This is a genomic window from Brucella gallinifaecis, assembly GCF_006476605.1.
Taxonomy (GTDB): Bacteria; Pseudomonadota; Alphaproteobacteria; order Rhizobiales; family Rhizobiaceae; genus Brucella; species Brucella gallinifaecis.
In genome coordinates, this window is record NZ_ML636800.1 from 14541 (window position 1) to 32005 (window position 17465).

Sequence of the window (17465 nt, forward strand, 5' to 3'; positions counted from 1 at the left end):
ATCTTGAGGATTGGCTGTTCGCCAGCAAGGCGAAAACTCAGACTTCCTTCAGGTGGAACAGACGATGAGCGTCGAGCCATGTCTCGAAGCCATCGGGGACGACGAATGTGGTAGCGTCGGATTCGATGATTGCCGGGCCTTTGATACGGTTGCCCGGACGCAGCGATTCCATGTGATAAAGCTGCGCATCGACCCAACGCTTCTTGCGGTAGAACTTGCGTGTTCCGATTTTTGCTTCCTCGGGTGGCGTCTCGGATTGCAGTTCTTCCTTGGGAATCATCGGTTTCTTGATCGGCACCGTGCCGCGCATGATGGCACCCGTTACAGAATAGCCCAGTTCCGGCGAGCGGGCGCTGGCGGAATAAACCCGGCCATAGGTGTCGTTATAGGTATCGACCAGCTTGTCCCAGTCTGCGCTGTTCGACGCCGAATGGATGGGGCTTTCGATTTCGAGGTCGTTGAGCTGACCGCGATATTGCATGCGATAGCCGGGCTGCAATTGAACCTTGTCCGCATCATAACCATTGATTTTGAACTCTTCGAGCACGCGCTCGGTCAGTTCTTCCCATGCTTCCTGAAGCATTTTTGACGCTGATATCTTTTCCTCATCCGAGGCGTCGGGCGCGATGTTGATATCGAGTGACTTATCGTAGCGATATTCGAAATCCGCCGCAGCGCATCCGAAAGCGGAGAAGCCCGCAGCCCAGGCCGGTACGATGACGTCCTCGAAGCCGAGACCTTCCGTGTAGCCATAGGTATGAACCGGGCCGGCACCGCCATAGGAGAAGCATACGAAGCTGGATGGCGAATATCCCTTGCCCGAAATCATCGAACGCAGATAATCGCGCAGATCGGAATCGAGCAGTTCGATCACGCCTGCTGCCGCATCCTCCACCGAAAGCCCCAATGGGTCGGCGATCTGCTTCTTGATCGCATCCACGGAACGCTGCCGGTCGAGCTTCACTTCGCCGCCGAGGAAATTGTCCGGGTTGAGATAGCCCAGCACCATGTGGCAATCGGAAATGCTGACGGTTTCGATGCCGCTTTCCGCCCAGCAGACGCCGACGCGATAACCGGCGGAATCCGGTCCCAGCTTGATCGCCTTGGTATAGGGATCCAGCCGGATAAAGGAACCCGCACCCGCACCCACCGAATCCATCGCCACCAGCGGCAGGGAAAGCACCAGACGCGCCATGTCCGGGTCATTCTTGATGGTCAGTTCGCCCTGCGTGATCAAAGCCACGTCGAAGGATGTGCCGCCGATATCCGAGCAGGCAATATTCTTGTAACCCAGAACCTCGCCGAGATATTTCGCACCGATGACGCCACCGATCGGACCGGAAACGATGGTGCGGGCCAGTTCCTTTGCCTTCCACGAAATCGTGCCGCCATGGGTTGCCATGACGCGGAAGTCGAATTTGGTACCCTGTTCCTTGAAGGCGTCAGAAATTTTCTTCAGGGTCTGGCGAGACGGTTCTGCCGCATAGCCTTCGAGAATGGTTGTGTTGGTGCGATGCGTTTCCTTGCGAACAGGATAATAATCCGCCGAAGCAAAGACAGGTATGTCCTTGCCGCTCTTCTTTATTTCCTCAAGGACGATATCCCGCGTGCGGCGTTCGTGAGCTGCGTTTCTGTAGGAATGTAGCAGGCTGATGACTATGCCTTCCACGTCGAGATCGATTAGTTCGCGCGCGGCCTGCCGGGCGCTTTCCTCGCGCAGCGGTATGACGACCGTTCCAGACATGTCGACACGTTCAACCACCCCGCGTGTCAGTTGTCGCGGCACAAGAGGTGGATCATAGCGATGAGTGTTGAGATGAATACGGTCTTCATAGGCATAGCCCAGATAACACTGGATCGCGCGGCCCATGCGGTGAAAATCCTCCATGCCGGCATTGACTATGAGGCCGCATTTCAGGCCTTTTCGCTGCACGACGCGGTTGAGCATCGCTGTTCCGGAATAGACGCCTGTCTGCAATTGCCCAAGGGCTTCCGACATATCCATGCCCCAGAGCGCAAGGCCGTCACGACTGGAATTGATCAGACCGATGGCTTCATTTTGCGGAGTAGATTGCGCCTTGCCAACAACGAAATCGCCGTTTGCATCCACGAAGAACGTATCGGTCATGGTTCCTCCGGCATCGATGCCTAGAACCTGAACGCTCCGCGCATTTTTATTGTGCACGTTCATTATTGCTCCTCCATTTGAAACGATCCCTCCCGGACCGCATCTTAAGAGGCGCAAAGAATGTGCCAGTTCGTTTCAGCCTAACGTATCATTATGTTTTCTAATCATTTTCAAGTTTTCGAGTTTCGCGTGTGCAACTTATATGTCCAGGTTTCGGACGGTGTCCGACTGGAACGGAGCGAAATCGGACGGTAGGTAATGGCTGTTCGCCCTCTTTGTATGTTCCAGATGAGGGCTCACGTTGTGGACGCGCAGGCAGGTAAACTCGGCCAAGCGGCATGGCGTATTGTTTGAGTTTGACAGGTGCTGGCACTTGTGATGTTTCTCATGACGATTCAGGTGCCGGAGGAAACTCCGGGTAAAAGGGAATCCGGTCGGGTCAAACCCAAATCCGGAACTGCCCCCGCAACTGTAGGCGGCGAGCTGACCCGATATGCCACTGGCGCTATGTACGCCGGGAAGGCGGGGAAAAGCAAAGAACCGTAAGTCAGGAAACCTGCCTGGATCGTTCACCTGTTCTGACCGCGGGCGGCGTGTCGGGAGCGGCCTCTCCGTAAGGGTGATACCGTCGCTTCGTGCATTGTTTGTACGGAGCGTTTGTTCGTTCACCCGGTCGTATTTCTGCGGCCAGCTCGGAGGTGTGCTACGATGATGGAAATTCAAAGGCTCGAATTAACCCCGCCTGGCGGAGAAAAGAAAGTGCTACTGCATTCATGTTGCGCACCTTGTTCCGGCGAAGTGATGGAAGCAATGCTGGCATCCGGCATTGATTATACGATTTTCTTCTACAATCCCAACATCCACCCCGAGCGGGAATACCTTCTGCGCAAGGATGAGAACATCCGCTTTGCCGAAAAGCACGGTGTTGCGTTCATCGATGCCGATTATGACAAGGAAAACTGGTTCGCCCGTGCGAAGGGCATGGAATGGGAGCCTGAACGCGGCGTCCGCTGCACTATGTGTTTTGACATGCGCTTTGAACGGACCGCCCTTTATGCCCATGAGAATGGTTTTCTGGTTATAACTTCATCGCTCGGCATTTCACGTTGGAAGAACATGGCGCAGATCAACGATTGTGGTAAACGAGCTGCCGCACCTTATGAAGGACTGTCCTATTGGGAATATAACTGGCGAAAGGGCGGCGGTTCTGCCCGAATGATTGAGATTTCCAAACGGGAGGAATTCTACCAACAGGAATATTGTGGCTGCGTTTATTCTCTGCGTGATACGAATGCATATTGCCGCGAACAAGGTCGGAACTCCATTGAACTCGGCAAGCTTTATTACAGCAATAACAATCCTTGAGCCGGATGGCCTATGAAACCCAACCCTCCATCAAATCGTAATGGCTACAGTCAGATCAGCGGCATTTTTTGCCGGAAACGGTAGAAGCCTTCCGTGAGTTGGCGCGTCAAAAAGTTTCAAGCGCCAACTATTACTGATAGAGGCGCTAAATGACCTCTTTGAAATGCAGGGCATTGAGTGACTTGCCAATGAGAGGCTATGAACAGGGAATTTGTGCCAGAATCTCTCTTCTATATCAGGACAAGTCCACCTGACCGGTGCACTATTAGATCGCATCAGCCACTACATCAATATTTTTGGAATGAACGGCGACAGCTTCGCCTTCCTCAAAGCCGATCCAAAAAGTCCCGCTGATACACGCGCTAAATCGCCGGCGCCTCAAGGGGAAAACTCTGGTTTGGCGGCACTTTTTCACTATTGTTATCGTTATCAATAATAGTAAAGTAGATGTAAGAAGATAGTTCATTCGCACGCAATGTCAGTTGCGAATAGCTGAGGGACATTTGATGGAAAATTTACAGCCTGTTCTCAACAAGCTTTCCGATGAAAGCCTAGTGCTACAAGCACGTGTGCAAACGGAGTTAGGGCCTTTACCAGACCCGACGACGCTGCCGTCAGCGGAGGGCAGGGCGCTGTCGCAGATGATGAATATTCGCTGCAATCTCGATCTTCCATTGATGCAGAATGTTACGGATGTTTGGGTTGATGCTGATGCCGAACTGGGTTCCGCTCGTTGCAGATTGAAAGTACTCGTGCCGCCAGAAGCGCAGGCAGGTGCCATACTTTTTGTTCATGGCGGAGGCTTTGCGTTTTGTTCGCCGGAGACACATGAGCGTTGTGCTCGTGTTCTCGCAATAGAAAGTGGATTACCGGTCGTATTGCCGGATTATCGCCTTGCGCCGGAAAATCCTTATCCTGCAGGTCTGTTGGATGTGATAGCTGCGTGGCGCAATATTTTTAAGGTCACGGCGTCTGCGGAAGTTTCTCAAGGTCCACTAATAATAGCCGGGGATTCTGCAGGAGCTAATCTCGCTCTTGCGTCAATGTTACATGAACAGACCACAGGACGCCCTATGCCGGCCGGGGCATTGCTGTTTTATGGTAATTACGCCCATTCTTTTGATACGCCTTCTTATATGGAATTCGCTGATGGGCCTGGCCTTACACGAGAAAAGATGCAGCGCTATTGGGCATTTTATGCAGGTCAGAAGTGTATTGTTGATGATCCGCTTGCATGTCCGCTCATGGCTGATGATGAAGCGTTAGCGGCTTTGCCGCCCCTCTATCTCCTTGCGGCCGTTGTTGATCCGCTGCTTTCCGATACACAGTTACTATTTGAGAGGCTTATTGCTGTGGGCCGGAAAGATGATTTGGATATTGTTCCGGGTGTGATGCATGGCTTTTTGCAGAACTCCCGTGAGCTTGTGGCAGCACGAAATGCGCTCGCAACGGCTGGACAAGCGGCTCGACAATTTTCTATTGGGCTTAGATGAGCTATAAGGATGGATGCTTGGGCTTGCTCATCGTCTTTTTAGAATGTGTTTGGGCACAGTAAAATGACTTGCTCGCGGCTGCCCAATGGTGATATCAATATCGTTAACGATATCAAAGTATTGTGGTAGTTAGATATTTGAACGCTTACGCAACGAACGAACGTAGATCGGGGGCCCGTTCCGGTCGAAGATCAACACCACGCAGTCAGGCGATATTCGAAAGCCTTGAGCGGGACTTGATCCTGGGCATCCTGCGCCCAAATTCCACACTTCTGGAACTGGATCTCGCGGATCATTTTGGCTGTAGTCAAAGTACGGTTCGCGAGGCGCTGCTTCAGTTACAGGAGCAGGGGCTGGTTGAGCGCACCCCGCATCGTGGAACAAACGTCGCGGATTGCAGGATTGAAGATGCACGCGTATTGTTGAAAATCCGCCGTGACATCGAATGTAGCAGCATTGATCGAATTCTGAAGCGCTATGACACTCGCGTTCGTCAGGCACTGGTTGCAGAAATAGAGCATATGCTCAGAGCCGCTAAAGACAACGACGAGTATATGTTGTCGATGCATGATCGTCAGTTTCATCTGACATTATTCAACACTGCGCAATTGCCAAGTGTTGTGCCCATCCTGACACGCTGTCTGATACACAATCATCGCTTCAAGATTATGAACTCCCAGCCGAATCGAGCCTTATTGGAAACTGCTGAGCGGCATTTTCCGATTTTGGAAAGTCTTGATAAGGGCGATCCCAAAGCGCTCTATTCCGTTTTGTCCCATCATATCGCGACCATTGTGGATTTTGGTGCAGATTTTCTCGCAAATCGTGATGATCAACAAGCCTGATTAAAATCTTGCCGTCTAGTGTGGTTTAAGGATTTGAAGTTCCTAAACGTGGATGCCACGTTAATGACGGAACTTCAAATCCACTACACAAGCGTCCTGATCTTAAAGTGTCAGGCGGCAAGATTGGAAATAGTTATTGTATCTTTTTAGTCCCGGACAAACTCGTGGGTGGTGATGACGTTTTTGTTAATCATTTCCCAATCATAGCTCACACCAAGGCCCGGACCGGTTGGAATGGGGAAGGTGCCGTCATGGTTGATCGCATCAAGGTTATCGCTGTAACCGCATGTATAGACCTGAGGAAGTGCATTTTTCATGCCCGGGCCAACAAGAGTTGACTCATAAAAGTTGGTATTTCTTATAGCCGAAATACAATGACGCTGTGCTGGGCCTGGGGAGTGCAGCTCAACATCGAGGCCGAAGGATTCTGCGAGATGAGCAATTTTTATGGTGCCCGTAATGCCCAGATCAAATTCGGGGTCTGCACGAACATAATCAGTGGCGCCCGATACGATAAAATCGGCCTTTGGTTCGAGACCGCGAACATGTTCGGTCAGCAAAAGTGGTGTACGGATGAATTCCTTCAGTCGTTTTGCACCATGCTGAGAAACACCATTGTCGCGATAAGGGTCTTCCAACCACATGAAGTTAGCTTCATCGCATGCACGACCAACCTCAACTGCGGCCGAGAAGGTGCGTAGATCGCATGATGGATCGAGCATCAGATTCATGCTGTCACCAAACGCCTTGCCCAGCAGACGCACTGTCTGTGCTTCCTCTTTCGGGTCGCCTTCGCTGAAACCGTGTACTTTGAAGCCGCGATAGCCGAGTTCCTTACACTCAGCGGCGAAATCCACATAGGCTTCCGGAGAGCAAAGCCTGCCGTTTCTGTCGCCGTGAAGCGTGCTGGCATAGGCAACAACTTCCGATTTATACCCTCCGAGCAAAGTCGAGACTGACGCGCCGAACTTTTTTCCCGCAAGATCCCACAGGCAAATATCAAGAAGACCAATACCCATCATGTCGGTCTGGCGTAAGCCATATTTGAAGTCGCTATAGATCGCCTCACGCTGAAGCGGATCCCTCCCGACCAGCATCGGTGACAATTGAAGCACCTGTGCGATTGCTGCAGGTGTGCCTCCCCAGCCTGTGACATATTGACCCTCAACGCCATCGCTATCTCGGATCACGATCGCATGACGCATAAGCGTGTGATTCTTGCCGGGGGCGATAACAATATTGAACCCTCCGTCATCAAGCGAAAGGTTCTCAACTTCGTATTTGAAGCCCACAATTTTAACGCTTTCGATCGTGCTCAATTTTTCCTCCCAATTAAAGCTTGCGTTCATTATCGATTTCGATAACGATAATGGAGCAATTAGACAAGGCGAATTATCGTTGGTTTTGCGATTGGAGGAGGAAAAATGTCAAAACGTAAAATTATTATTGCAGCGCCGCTGCTGACGATCTTGCTTGGAGCTTCCGGTACATCTGCGGCTGAGCAGTTGACTATGTATTGTAGCGCACAACAGACCTGGTGTGAGGCAACTGCAACTGCCTTTACCAAAAAAACAGGTATTCCCGTCGCAATGCAACGCAAGGATACGGGCGCGGCGCTTGCTCAGATACGTGCCGAGGCGGGCAACCCGCAGGCTGATATCTGGTGGGGTGGTTCTGGTGATTCCCATATTCAGGCAGCTCAGGAAAATCTAACCGTCGAATATAAATCTCCAAATATAAGTGAACTGCATCCATGGGCGTTGGAACAGGCCGAGCAGGCCGGCTTTAAGACAGTCGGTATTTATGCAGGTGTGCTTGGTTGGGGATACAACAAGGAGTTCTTTGAGAAAAACAATCTTCAGCCACCTCTGTCATGGAAAGATCTTGAACGGCCTGAATATGAGGGCGAAATACAGGTTGCAAATCCCAATACATCAGGAACAGCCTATACCGCTCTTGCAACGTTGGTGCAGCTTTACGGTGAGGATGAAGCCTTCGACTATCTTAAGCGCATCAATGGCAATATCAGCGAATATACTCAGTCCGGCACTGCTGGCATCCGTTCTGCGGCACTGGGCGAAACGGGAATTGGCATCGCTTTCCTGCATGACGTGATTGAGCAGGCAGCATCGGGCTTTCCTGTAATCGCTGTGGCACCATCTGACGGTACAGGCTATGAAATTGGCGGTATGAGCTTGATTGCAAATAGCCGCAACCCGGAGGTTGCAAAACAGTTTTACGACTGGGCTTTGACTGCGGAGGCGCAATCTAATGCCTTGCCTAACAAGGCATATCAGATTCAGTCAAACAAGGCTGTAGAACCGGCTGCAGAATCTCCAAAGCTTGATACAACCAAGTTGATAGATTACGATTTTGCCAAATATGGTTCGGCTGAAACCCGCAAGGCGCTTCTTGCCCGCTGGGATGCAGAAATTGGCGCGGGTCGCTGATCCGGTGTATCAGAAGCAATCCTCTTTCAGGCTTTTCTGGCCAGCCATGCTTGGGCTGTCCAGCATATTGCCATGGTATTCGCACGGTGGCTCCAGCCTTTTGGGGCTGGCAGTTTCTGGGCAGACTTTCGTTCTGCCAACCGTTATTATTGGCTTAATCCTGCTTGTTTTCTATTTCGGCATTTTAAATGCCGGCAGGTGGCTGGTTCCTTTATTGGCACTAGCCGCTATAGGCTGGGTGCTCCTTTCCAACCGCCTTGCCGGACAGTCCGGTGCGTTTGATGAATCGAGATTGCTCGATCTTGCCAATCAGCCTGCTCTGGGAATAGGTGCCTTACTGTTCGTTATGGCATTGTTGGGTCTCATCGCCACGACCTTCGCACGGGCGAAGGTTATGGATGGAGACATATTTGGCAATCACTTATTGGTCGGTATTGGCGCAGTTCTTGTCCTTTTCATATTGCTTCCTTTGACAATGATCTTTGGCAAGGTGATTGATTCGGATGTTTGGAAGATGCTGTCGCGTGTCACCGGTTCCAATATTTGGGGATTAGCTTGCCTTTATGGTGCTGGCCGTTGTGGGATGGCGTGGAATTCGCTCTTCCTAGCGACTGCGGTGGCAACGTCTTGCACATTTCTTGGCATTGCTGCTGCACTTTTCCTGACGCGAACACAGGCGCCAGGGCGAGGGCCGGTCCGGCTTCTGACGTTGCTTCCTCTGGTGACACCTCCCTTTGTGGTTGGCCTTGCTCTTATTTTGCTGTTCGGCCGTAGCGGAACCATTACGTTGCTGGTCAGTGATTGGATGGATATAAGACCCTCACGCTGGATCTATGGCCCGCAAGGCATTTGGCTGGCGCAGACACTTGGCTTGGCACCGTTAGCTTTTATGGTGATCCAAAGCGTAATCATCTCCGTCAGCCCGTCGGTTGAAGAGGCCTCTTCGACGCTCCGAGCGTCACGATGGTATACGTTCCGAACTGTCACGCTGCCGTTGATACGGCCTGGGATCGCCAATGCATTTCTTCTATGCTTCATAGAAAGTCTTGCCGATCTTGGTAATCCACTGATCATCGGCGGTGGCTTTCAGGTGTTGGCGTCCGGCATTTATTTCAAGATTGTCGGCGCGCAGTCGGATCTCAGTGAGGCTGCTGGACTTGGCTTGGTTCTGCTGTTCATCACTATGGCTGTATTCATAATACAAACAGTTTGGTTGGGACGGGCGTCCTATATCACTGTTACTGGCAAAGGTGACAGTGGGCGCAATGCGAGCCTGCCTTCAAGAGTCAAAATCCCAGTATATGCTATCAGTATTGTTTGGATTGGCCTGATCGTTCTTATCTATGGCACGATTGCAGTTGGTGGTTTTGCTGAAATTTGGGGTCGGGACTACAGTTTTACACTACGACACTACATTTCAGCTTTTGGCCTGACGACAAGCGAGCATGGACTGGTTTGGTCCGGTGGTGCATGGAATTCATTTAGCACCACGCTTCTGATATCGGCGATCGCGGCTCCAATTACGGCAGCTCTGGGTCTTCTGACGGCCTATCTTCTGGCTCGTCGCAGCTTTCCGGGCCGTGGTTTGTTTGAATTTGCGGCAATGCTCAGTTTTGCTATGCCCGGGACAGTGATCGGACTGGCTTATGTCCTGTCGTTCAACGCCCCACCGATAGAGATGACCGGAACCGCAGCGATTTTGTTTTTTGTGTTCGTCTCGCGAAACATGCCTGTCGGTGTTCGCGTCGGCCTGGCGCAACTCTCACAGATTGATCGCAGTCTTGACGAGGCATCGACAACACTCGGTGCCAATCCGGGGATGACATTGCGGCGTGTTCTATATCCGCTACTCAAGCCCGCGATAGCGACCGCAATCATCTATGCCTTCGTATCGGCAGTAACGACGCTTAGTCAGGTCATATTTCTGGTATCGCCGCGATATGATTGGGCCACGACATACATCGTCAGTCTGGTCGAGAATACCAATTACGGTCCTGCCATCGCTTATAGTGTCGTGCTGATTGTGATGATGGTTGCGTTCATTGCGTGTCTGCAATTCTTGTTGCAGCAGGCAACAATCAGACGACGCGATAACGCAAAGGCAAGCACTGCAGCCTTGCCTGCTTCAGGAGACAATTCATGAGTGAAATCGCTGTCCTTTTCGAAAATATTCGCAAAAGTTATGGCTCTTTTGAAGCCGTCAGAAATATCAACTTTTCGATTAAAAAAGGAGAACTCGTCAGTCTTCTCGGCCCGTCCGGCTGCGGTAAGACGACGACACTGCGACTGATTGCTGGTCTGGAAATTCCGACATCGGGTCGCATCATGATAGGCGGACAGGATGTCAGTCAGGTTCCTGCCAATAAACGATCCATTGGTATGGTGTTTCAGTCTTATGCCTTGTTTCCGCATCTGAGCATAAGGGAGAATGTCGCCTATGGACTTATTGCCCAGAGAGAGCCAAAAGCCCAGGCCCATGAAAAAGCTGCGGCACAGCTGGAGCAACTTGATTTAGGACATTTGGGTGACCGGTTGCCTTCCGAGTTGTCAGGTGGCCAACAGCAGCGTGCGGCTGTTGCCCGTGCGCTGGTGCTCGGGCCGGATGTCCTGCTTTTTGATGAACCCTTGTCGAATCTCGACGCTAAACTGCGTCGTCAGGTGCGTGAGGAAATTCGAGATCTTCAGCAGCGGCTCGGTCTCACGGTCGTCTATGTGACCCATGATCAGGCGGAGGCATTGGCCATTTCTGATCGGATACTCCTGATGCGCAACGGAATCATTGAGCAGGAAGGCCCACCCCGCCAGCTTTATCAAGATCCGCAATCGGAATTCGTCGCCGACTTCATGGGAGACGCCAATGTGTTGCGTTTAAAAAGTGGAACCGACGGCCTAATCAAGATTGGTGATGTGGTTTTGGCTTCTGATGTGGGCGTGAACACTGAGATGTCGCTATTGTTACGACCGGAACATATCGAAATTTCAGCTGGTGCAGGCGGTGGCCTCAATGGTCGTGTGCTACGTGTTTACTATCTTGGCTCTTCGATGGAGTACCGTATCGAGACAGATTATGGATCTGTTCTGGTGGTTGATAGACATGTGAATAATGTTCTTTCGGAAGGGACAGAGGTAAGTCTGCATATAGATGGGAGTAATGCCAAATTGATCCCAACACCGGGTCCTGTTCCCAAAATTACAGCTGCGGTTGCTTAACAAAACCTAGGGTCCTGACCCTAGCAGGCATGCAGCAGCATAATATCCAAAACAAATATCGATAATGATAACGATGATAAGAATTTAAAAAGGAATGTCATGAACCCCGTTGGTTTGATTTCTATGCAATATGCGAGGCCGTTTACTGCCGCACATTATCCGTTGTTCGCTAAAATGCGCGAACATGGCTATGATTTTATCGAGCTTTTGGTGCCGGAAACCGGCGAGCTCGATATTAGCGAAACAAAGAAAGCGCTGGACGATGCGGGACTGGGCATTGTGCTTGCTGCCAGAGTCAATCTGCAGCGCAATCTGGCTTCACCAGAGCTTCAAGCTCACCGGGCTGGTATCGACTATCTGAAATATACTGTCGATTGCGCTGCCGCACTGGGTGCAAAAATAGTTGGTGGGCCATTGACGGGCAATCCACTCGTATTTGCAGGGCGTCCACCGCAGCCAGTTGAAGAGGCAGAGCGAATGGCGCGTAAAGACCGATGCGTCAGCGGGCTGAAGGAGGCAGGTGACTATGCGGCGCAGGCCGGGATAGTTCTCGCAGTGGAGCCACTTAACCGCTTTGAGAGCGACGTTTTGTGTACGACCAGGCAGGCGATGGAATTGCTTGATGCCGTGGATCATTGTGCCATTCAGCTTATGCTCGACACTTTCCATATGCATATGGAGGAAAGCTCAATCCCCGAGGCAATCCTGTTGGCAGGCAGCAGGCTCGCGCATTTTCAAGCCAATGAAAACCATCGTGGTTTTCCGGGAACTGGTTGCACGAATTGGGTCGATGTTTGCCGGGCACTCCATGAGATTGGCTATGAAGGGCCTGTTTCCCTGGAGCCTTTCCGCCGTAATGATGATCGTTTCGGTGTGCCGTTTGCCCAATGGCGTCCACCGCATGAAGATGAAAGCGATCGCCTGTCCGCTGCTAGTGCCTTCATTAAATCTCATCTCCTGCTTACGGAATATCGTCGATGACAATGAAAATCGGTTGGATCGGTTGCGGTATCCATGCAACCCAAATGTTGCTGCCTCAGCTCGTGCGCCATGACATCGAACTTGTCGCGCTGTGTGATATAGACGGCAAGCGCCTGAAAGATGCCGGGCGGCAATTCGGAGTGACAAATCTCACCACGGACGCGGAAACATTGTTGAAAACTCCGGGCATCGATGCCGTTGGCATGGCTGTCGGGCCTGATCAACATCTTGCTTATGGCAAGGCGGCGCTAGCGCGTGGCCTGCCTGTTTTCATGGAAAAGCCGCCATCAGGCTCTGCTGCCGGTGCCCGCGAACTTCTGGATGCTTCAGAGAAAGCCAAGAAACCGCTGCTTGTCGGCTTCATGAAACGTTATTCTATTGGAAATCGTATAGCCGCGAATATTGTGAAGTCAGGTGAGTTCGGCGAAGTGCTTGGCCTGACCGGCTATTATATGACAGCGCCCGGCTATTTTGCGGGTAATGTCGACTATACGGGCTTCTTTCTCCATCACTGCGTCCATTATATGGACCTTGTCTCATTTCTTGTTTCGCCAGTTCGCTCTATCTCAGCACGCAAGGTAGAGAAAACGCCGGGCCATCTGCTTTTTCATGCCGCTTTCGAGTTTGAATCCGGCGCTCTTGGCAATATCGCAATGGGCACGATTCAATCGCGTGGTACTCCGGTGGAACGGATCGAGTTGATGGGCGATCATCAGCGTATCGAAGTTGAGGATGTGATCGAGATTCGGTGGCATCGCAACCCACCCTTCAAGATTGATGATCTGGGAGCCACGCTGAATGAAAAATCTGACACGCTGACCTGGAAACCGAACTTTACGGCAGCCGCGAACGAGGATCCCAAGGGATATCATTCGCTTTTGGCCGATGTTGTGCCTGCGCTTGCGGGAGCTTCCACACCGGCTCCTACAATTGTTGATGGGTTGGTTGCCATGGAAAGACTAGAGAGCTTACGTCGAGAATTAGAACTGTAAGTTCGCGAAATGCTTTAAAGTCTCACAATCAGCATTGAAGATGTAAACATTCCCGCAGTGATCCGGCGGGAGTGTTTTTTTGTTTACTGAAGCAATTCTATGATCGATTGGAGATTCTTGTTTTTTCAAAATTTTTAATCATCTGGATTTTAGTTCAGTTTAGAATAATTTATACGTTCACTACGCTGATAATATTGGATATTTGGCCTTGCTTGGCTCAAGGATTAAGTTTCCATAGACGGGTTGCGTTTTCGCCACCCACCTAAATCAATTGGCTATACCGGTGCGCGGCTTAGCAAAAACTCACATATTATATATGCCCACGCGCATTATTCACTTCAAATCATAATCGTTGAAAGATAAATTGTCATGAAGGGCTTTTTATAAAGTAGGACAATCTATGTCTTGTACTGATTTTGTGAATCTGGACATGTGGCAGCCTGTGCTGGAAATGCGCAAGGGGTCAACCAAACACCGGCTTCTGACAGAAAAAATTGTTGAAGATATTGATCTGGGTGTCCTCAAGCCCGAAACACGTATGCCAACGCATCGTGATCTGGCACATAAACTTGGCTTATCCGTTCAGACAGTGAGTATCAGCTATAAAGAGGCCGAGCGACGCGGCTATCTGCGCGGGGAGGTCGGACGCGGTACTTTTGTATGCAATCGTGTCACCGAGCGTGCTGATCGTTTTATGCTTGACCGGGACCCGAATGGGGCTGCCGATCTTTCCATCATTCGTGCAGTTTATATGGGTGCGCATGAGCGCGCCTCGCGAAAACTGTTTGAAGAGATGAGCCAGTCGGACAATGCAGGTTTCATGCGGCCTTGTCGTCCGATAGCGGGGCTGGACCATCACCGCAAGGTGGCAAGTGATTGGCTGCGCGGCTTGTCAGTGGATGTGGATCCAAACCGTATCATCATAACAAATGGCGCTGCGCATGGGCTATTCCTCGCCGTTGCGGCGGTGGTCCAGCCCGGTGAGGTTGTACTCACTGAAAGCCTGACGGATCATGGTATTATCGGCTTGGCCAATGTGCTTGGCTATACTTTACGTGGGTTGCCAACGGATCGCGAAGGCATATTGCCGGAAGCTTTTGAAACGGCATGCAAGGCCGGAGATGTAAAAGCTCTTGTGCTTATCCCGACGCTTGGAAATCCGACCAGTCATCTGATGGGGGCTGAAAGACGCATAGCTGTTGCCGATATTGCGCGACGATATGGTATTTTTGTCATTGAGGATGAGGTTTATAAGCCGATTCTTGAAGAATCCTTGCCATCAATGCCGGAATTGCTGCCTGAACTGGGCTTTTTCGTTACCAGTTTCACCAAAACTGTTATGACCGGCTTGCGGACTGGCTATCTTGTTGTTCCTGCGCATTATTCTATTCGTGTGACTTCCATTCTGCGGGTGACAAGCTGGAGTGGCGTCAATGTCGTTGCAGAAATGGCCAGCCGCTGGGTCGAGGATGGCACCGCATCGCAATTGCTAGATATTCAACGCAATGAATTGCGTCTGAGACAGGCATTGGTCAGCGATATTCTCGGGAACCATGTTGTCGGAAGTAACCCGCTATCTCTTTGTGCCTGGCTGCAAATTCCAGGTAACTGGTCAGAGGATGGGCTGGTGCGGGCACTGGCCAATAAAGGTGTTGCGGTGACGCCTTCAGAACCTTTTGTTACCGGCGGAGATCGTGGCAATGGAGGTATCCGCATCTGTCTGGGCGGAAGATTATCACGTTCCTCCTTGCAGGCTGCTTTGGAGACAATTCGCGAAACATTCGCGCAATTGCCCCCGGTCTATGATGCGGGTTCTATTGCGTGATCGGGCTATAGCACGGACTGCAAGAACTCTTTCGTGCGCTCTTCTGTTGGTGATTGGAAAATCTGGTCCGGCGTTCCTTGCTCGCAGATACGTCCTTTGTCAAAGAAGCAAACGCGGTCGGAGACTTCGCGTGCAAAGCGCATTTCATGGGTAACAAGAAGCATTGTCAGATCGTGTTCCTGTGCGAGCGAGCGAATGACGGATAATACTTCGCCAACAAGTTGCGGATCAAGTGCGGAAGTCGGTTCGTCGAAAAGCAGGACACGCGGGCGCATTGCCAGCGAACGTGCAATTGCGACACGCTGTTGCTGACCGCCAGAAAGCTGTGACGGATAATGATCCTTCTTGTCGGTGAGGCCGACAAGCGATAAAAGGTCGATTGCACGCGCTTCTGCCTCAGGGCGTTTCATCCCCAGAACATGAACAGGAGCTTCAATAATATTACGCAAAACTGACATATGCGGGAAGAGATTGAAGCTCTGGAAGACCATTCCGACATGTGATCTGATCTTGCGCAAATGCGCTTCGCTGGCTTGAAACCGTCCTTTGGCATTTGGTTCATGATAGGACATACCGGCAAGCTCCAGGCTTCCTTCCTGAAACGGTTCCAGAGTCATCAGGATTCGCAGAACAGTTGATTTCCCTGAGCCGGATGGACCGATTAGCGTGACTTTCTCGCCGGTATTGACCGAGAAATTGAAGCGATCAAGCACTGTCAGTGCACCAAAGCGCTTTGTTACATCCTGAAAGCGGATAATTTCCTGGGTCATTTGAGAGCAATCCCGTTTTTTGGAAGTGTGCGTTCGAGCAGGCGTATGAGTGCCGAGCAGATGAGCGTCAGTACAAGGAAAATCAAACCGACCATCGAAAGAGGCACCAGATATTCAAATGTCCGGTCGCCGATCAGGTTTGCGAGGTTGAGCATGTCTACGATACTCACCACAGACAAAACCGGTGTTTCCTTCAGCATGGAGACAAGATAGTTGCCCATGGCCGGTATGATGCGTGGCACGGCTTGCGGGATAACAATATCAAGATAGGTGCGCCAGGATGTGAGGTTCAGCGCACGCGCTGCTTCCCATTGACCGCGTGAAATGGCTTCGATGCCGCCGCGATAAACCTCGGACGTGTAAGCGGAATATTGCAGGCCAAGTGCCAGAGCTCCTGTCAGGAATGCCGGCAGTACAATTCCGTAAACGGGCAATACATAATAAAGGAAGAACAGTTGCACCAGCAAAGGTGTATCACGCAGAAATTCCACGACCACTACTGTTGGCCAGGAGATGATTTTGTAAGGACTGCGGCGCAGAAGTGCGAAGATAAGGCCAAGAACCAGAGCGATAGCGAAGCCTGTTGCCGCAGCTTTGAGTGTTACTGTCAGGCCGATTGCCAGAATTGGCAGAATAGAAATTGCAAAGGAAAGCGTTGACGAAGTGTCCCAGGCATAACCGTAAATCATGCGAAGCCTCCCGCCATTGTTTTGCGACGAAGACGGCGTTCGAGCCAGCGAATGGCTGTTGCCAGCACCAGCGCCATAGCGAAGTAGCCAAGCAGCGTGAGTGAGTAGATCGTTACATTGTCATGGGTCAGATTGCGCAAACGCTGAGCCTGGAATGTCAGGTCACTGATTGCGATCAATGAAGCAAGAGCCGTATCTTTTAGATTATGTATGGCAAGATTGCCAAAGGCTGGCATCATTTCGACGATAGCCTGTGGCAAAACGATATGAAACAGGGTGTGTGTCTTGCTGAAATTGAGTGCTCTCGCGGCTTCATACTGGGCCTCAGGTACGGCTTGCAGGGCACCGCGCACGACTTCTGCACCATAAGCGCCGATATTGAGGCCAAGCCCCATAATGCCGGTTGTAACCGGATCAAAGGAAATGCCGACCAAAGGCAAGGCATAATAAAGCCAGAACAATTGAACGAGCAGGGAGGTTCCGCGAAATATCTCGATATAAACGACTGCAATTTTCGAGAGGATCGGTCCGCCGGCATATCGGGCCATGCCTGCGGTGAATGCCAGTATTGTACCAATCGCCATCGAACTGAGAGCAAGAATAACCGTGACTTGAGCCCCTTTGAAAAGGGCGGGAAGATATTCCGTCCAGTGCATATGGTCCTCTCCCGTGTAAAATGCGAAAAACTCTGTCAGGCCATTTCAGGCCCGACAGAAA

15 protein-coding genes and 1 riboswitch are annotated in these 17465 nt (G+C 51.2%); of the genes, 10 read left to right on the forward strand and 5 right to left on the reverse strand.

Features of this window, described 5'->3' with window-relative positions:
- Positions 1–37: 37 nt before the first annotated feature.
- On the reverse strand, positions 38–2191 hold the full coding sequence (locus FHY56_RS00085; RefSeq protein ID WP_140903150.1) for a hydantoinase/oxoprolinase family protein: 2154 nt from the start codon (positions 2189–2191) through the stop codon (positions 38–40).
- Between the two features lie 317 nt (positions 2192–2508).
- A riboswitch (cobalamin riboswitch) is annotated at positions 2509–2706 on the forward strand.
- A gap of 130 nt (positions 2707–2836) precedes the next feature.
- Between FHY56_RS00085 and FHY56_RS00090 the strand changes: the two genes are divergently transcribed.
- From FHY56_RS00090 to FHY56_RS00105, 4 genes are all read left to right on the forward strand, one after another.
- Positions 2837–3493, forward strand: coding sequence for an epoxyqueuosine reductase QueH (locus tag FHY56_RS00090; RefSeq protein ID WP_140903151.1), 657 nt, complete (start codon positions 2837–2839; stop codon positions 3491–3493).
- A gap of 211 nt (positions 3494–3704) precedes the next feature.
- Complete coding sequence (locus FHY56_RS00095; RefSeq protein WP_140903152.1) at positions 3705–3929, forward strand: hypothetical protein; 225 nt, start codon at positions 3705–3707, stop codon at positions 3927–3929.
- Positions 3930–3999: 70 nt separating this feature from the next.
- A complete protein-coding gene (locus FHY56_RS00100) occupies positions 4000–4986 on the forward strand; it encodes an alpha/beta hydrolase (protein ID WP_140903153.1) in 987 nt (328 codons plus the stop codon).
- Positions 4987–5198: 212 nt separating this feature from the next.
- Positions 5199–5831, forward strand: a complete 633-nt coding sequence (locus FHY56_RS00105) for a GntR family transcriptional regulator (RefSeq protein WP_376890070.1) — start codon at positions 5199–5201, stop codon at positions 5829–5831.
- A gap of 146 nt (positions 5832–5977) precedes the next feature.
- Here the strand turns inward: FHY56_RS00105 and FHY56_RS00110 are convergent, their stop codons facing one another.
- Positions 5978–7150: an enolase C-terminal domain-like protein gene (locus tag FHY56_RS00110; protein WP_235889384.1), complete on the reverse strand. Its 1173-nt coding sequence runs from the start codon at positions 7148–7150 to the stop codon at positions 5978–5980.
- Between the two features lie 105 nt (positions 7151–7255).
- On the opposite strand from FHY56_RS00110, the gene FHY56_RS00115 reads away from it, so the two are divergent.
- The 6 genes from FHY56_RS00115 (at position 7256) to ehuR (ending at position 15289) form a co-directional block, all read left to right on the forward strand.
- Positions 7256–8281 carry an ABC transporter substrate-binding protein gene (locus FHY56_RS00115; RefSeq protein ID WP_140903156.1) on the forward strand — a complete coding sequence of 342 codons (1026 nt, stop codon included), beginning with the start codon at positions 7256–7258 and terminating at the stop codon, positions 8279–8281.
- Positions 8265–10424: an ABC transporter permease gene (locus FHY56_RS00120; RefSeq protein WP_158447719.1), complete on the forward strand. Its 2160-nt coding sequence runs from the start codon at positions 8265–8267 to the stop codon at positions 10422–10424. Before FHY56_RS00115 ends, FHY56_RS00120 begins: the two co-directional genes overlap by 17 nt.
- Positions 10421–11491, forward strand: coding sequence for an ABC transporter ATP-binding protein (locus FHY56_RS00125; protein ID WP_140903159.1), 1071 nt, complete (start codon positions 10421–10423; stop codon positions 11489–11491). The genes FHY56_RS00120 and FHY56_RS00125 overlap by 4 nt, the downstream gene beginning before the upstream one ends.
- Positions 11492–11590: 99 nt before the next feature.
- Entirely contained in the window at positions 11591–12472 is an 882-nt protein-coding gene (locus tag FHY56_RS00130) for a sugar phosphate isomerase/epimerase family protein (protein WP_140903161.1), read from the forward strand.
- Positions 12469–13464, forward strand: coding sequence for a Gfo/Idh/MocA family protein (locus FHY56_RS00135; RefSeq protein ID WP_140903163.1), 996 nt, complete (start codon positions 12469–12471; stop codon positions 13462–13464). The genes FHY56_RS00130 and FHY56_RS00135 overlap by 4 nt, the downstream gene beginning before the upstream one ends.
- A 430-nt stretch (positions 13465–13894) precedes the next feature.
- Entirely contained in the window at positions 13895–15289 is a 1395-nt protein-coding gene (gene ehuR, locus FHY56_RS00140; protein ID WP_140903518.1) for a MocR-like ectoine utilization transcription factor EhuR, read from the forward strand.
- Positions 15290–15294: 5 nt separating this feature from the next.
- On the opposite strand, the gene ehuA is transcribed toward ehuR, so the two are convergent.
- The 3 genes from ehuA to ehuC are packed head-to-tail and all read right to left on the reverse strand — an operon-like array spanning position 15295 to position 17404.
- Complete coding sequence (gene ehuA, locus FHY56_RS00145) at positions 15295–16059, reverse strand: ectoine/hydroxyectoine ABC transporter ATP-binding protein EhuA (protein ID WP_140903164.1); 765 nt, start codon at positions 16057–16059, stop codon at positions 15295–15297.
- On the reverse strand, positions 16056–16748 hold the full coding sequence (ehuD, locus tag FHY56_RS00150) for an ectoine/hydroxyectoine ABC transporter permease subunit EhuD (RefSeq protein WP_140903165.1): 693 nt from the start codon (positions 16746–16748) through the stop codon (positions 16056–16058). The genes ehuA and ehuD overlap by 4 nt, the downstream gene beginning before the upstream one ends.
- Positions 16745–17404, reverse strand: coding sequence for an ectoine/hydroxyectoine ABC transporter permease subunit EhuC (gene ehuC / locus FHY56_RS00155; RefSeq protein ID WP_140903166.1), 660 nt, complete (start codon positions 17402–17404; stop codon positions 16745–16747). The genes ehuD and ehuC overlap by 4 nt, the downstream gene beginning before the upstream one ends.
- Between the last annotated feature and the right edge of the window lie 61 nt (positions 17405–17465).

What these genes read in the sequence shown, in the direction of transcription:
- FHY56_RS00085 (WP_140903150.1), bottom strand. Translation starts at nt 2,191, where the DNA reads ATGAACGTGCACAATAAAAATGCGCGGAGCGTTCAGGTTCTAGGCATC.
- FHY56_RS00090 (WP_140903151.1), top strand. Translation starts at nt 2,837, where the DNA reads ATGATGGAAATTCAAAGGCTCGAATTAACCCCGCCTGGCGGAGAAAAG.
- FHY56_RS00100 (WP_140903153.1), top strand. Translation starts at nt 4,000, where the DNA reads ATGGAAAATTTACAGCCTGTTCTCAACAAGCTTTCCGATGAAAGCCTA.
- FHY56_RS00115 (WP_140903156.1), top strand. Translation starts at nt 7,256, where the DNA reads ATGTCAAAACGTAAAATTATTATTGCAGCGCCGCTGCTGACGATCTTG.
- FHY56_RS00125 (WP_140903159.1), top strand. Translation starts at nt 10,421, where the DNA reads ATGAGTGAAATCGCTGTCCTTTTCGAAAATATTCGCAAAAGTTATGGC.
- FHY56_RS00130 (WP_140903161.1), top strand. Translation starts at nt 11,591, where the DNA reads ATGAACCCCGTTGGTTTGATTTCTATGCAATATGCGAGGCCGTTTACT.
- FHY56_RS00135 (WP_140903163.1), top strand. Translation starts at nt 12,469, where the DNA reads ATGACAATGAAAATCGGTTGGATCGGTTGCGGTATCCATGCAACCCAA.
- ehuR (WP_140903518.1), top strand. Translation starts at nt 13,895, where the DNA reads ATGTGGCAGCCTGTGCTGGAAATGCGCAAGGGGTCAACCAAACACCGG.
- ehuA (WP_140903164.1), bottom strand. Translation starts at nt 16,059, where the DNA reads ATGACCCAGGAAATTATCCGCTTTCAGGATGTAACAAAGCGCTTTGGT.
- ehuD (WP_140903165.1), bottom strand. Translation starts at nt 16,748, where the DNA reads ATGATTTACGGTTATGCCTGGGACACTTCGTCAACGCTTTCCTTTGCA.
- ehuC (WP_140903166.1), bottom strand. Translation starts at nt 17,404, where the DNA reads ATGCACTGGACGGAATATCTTCCCGCCCTTTTCAAAGGGGCTCAAGTC.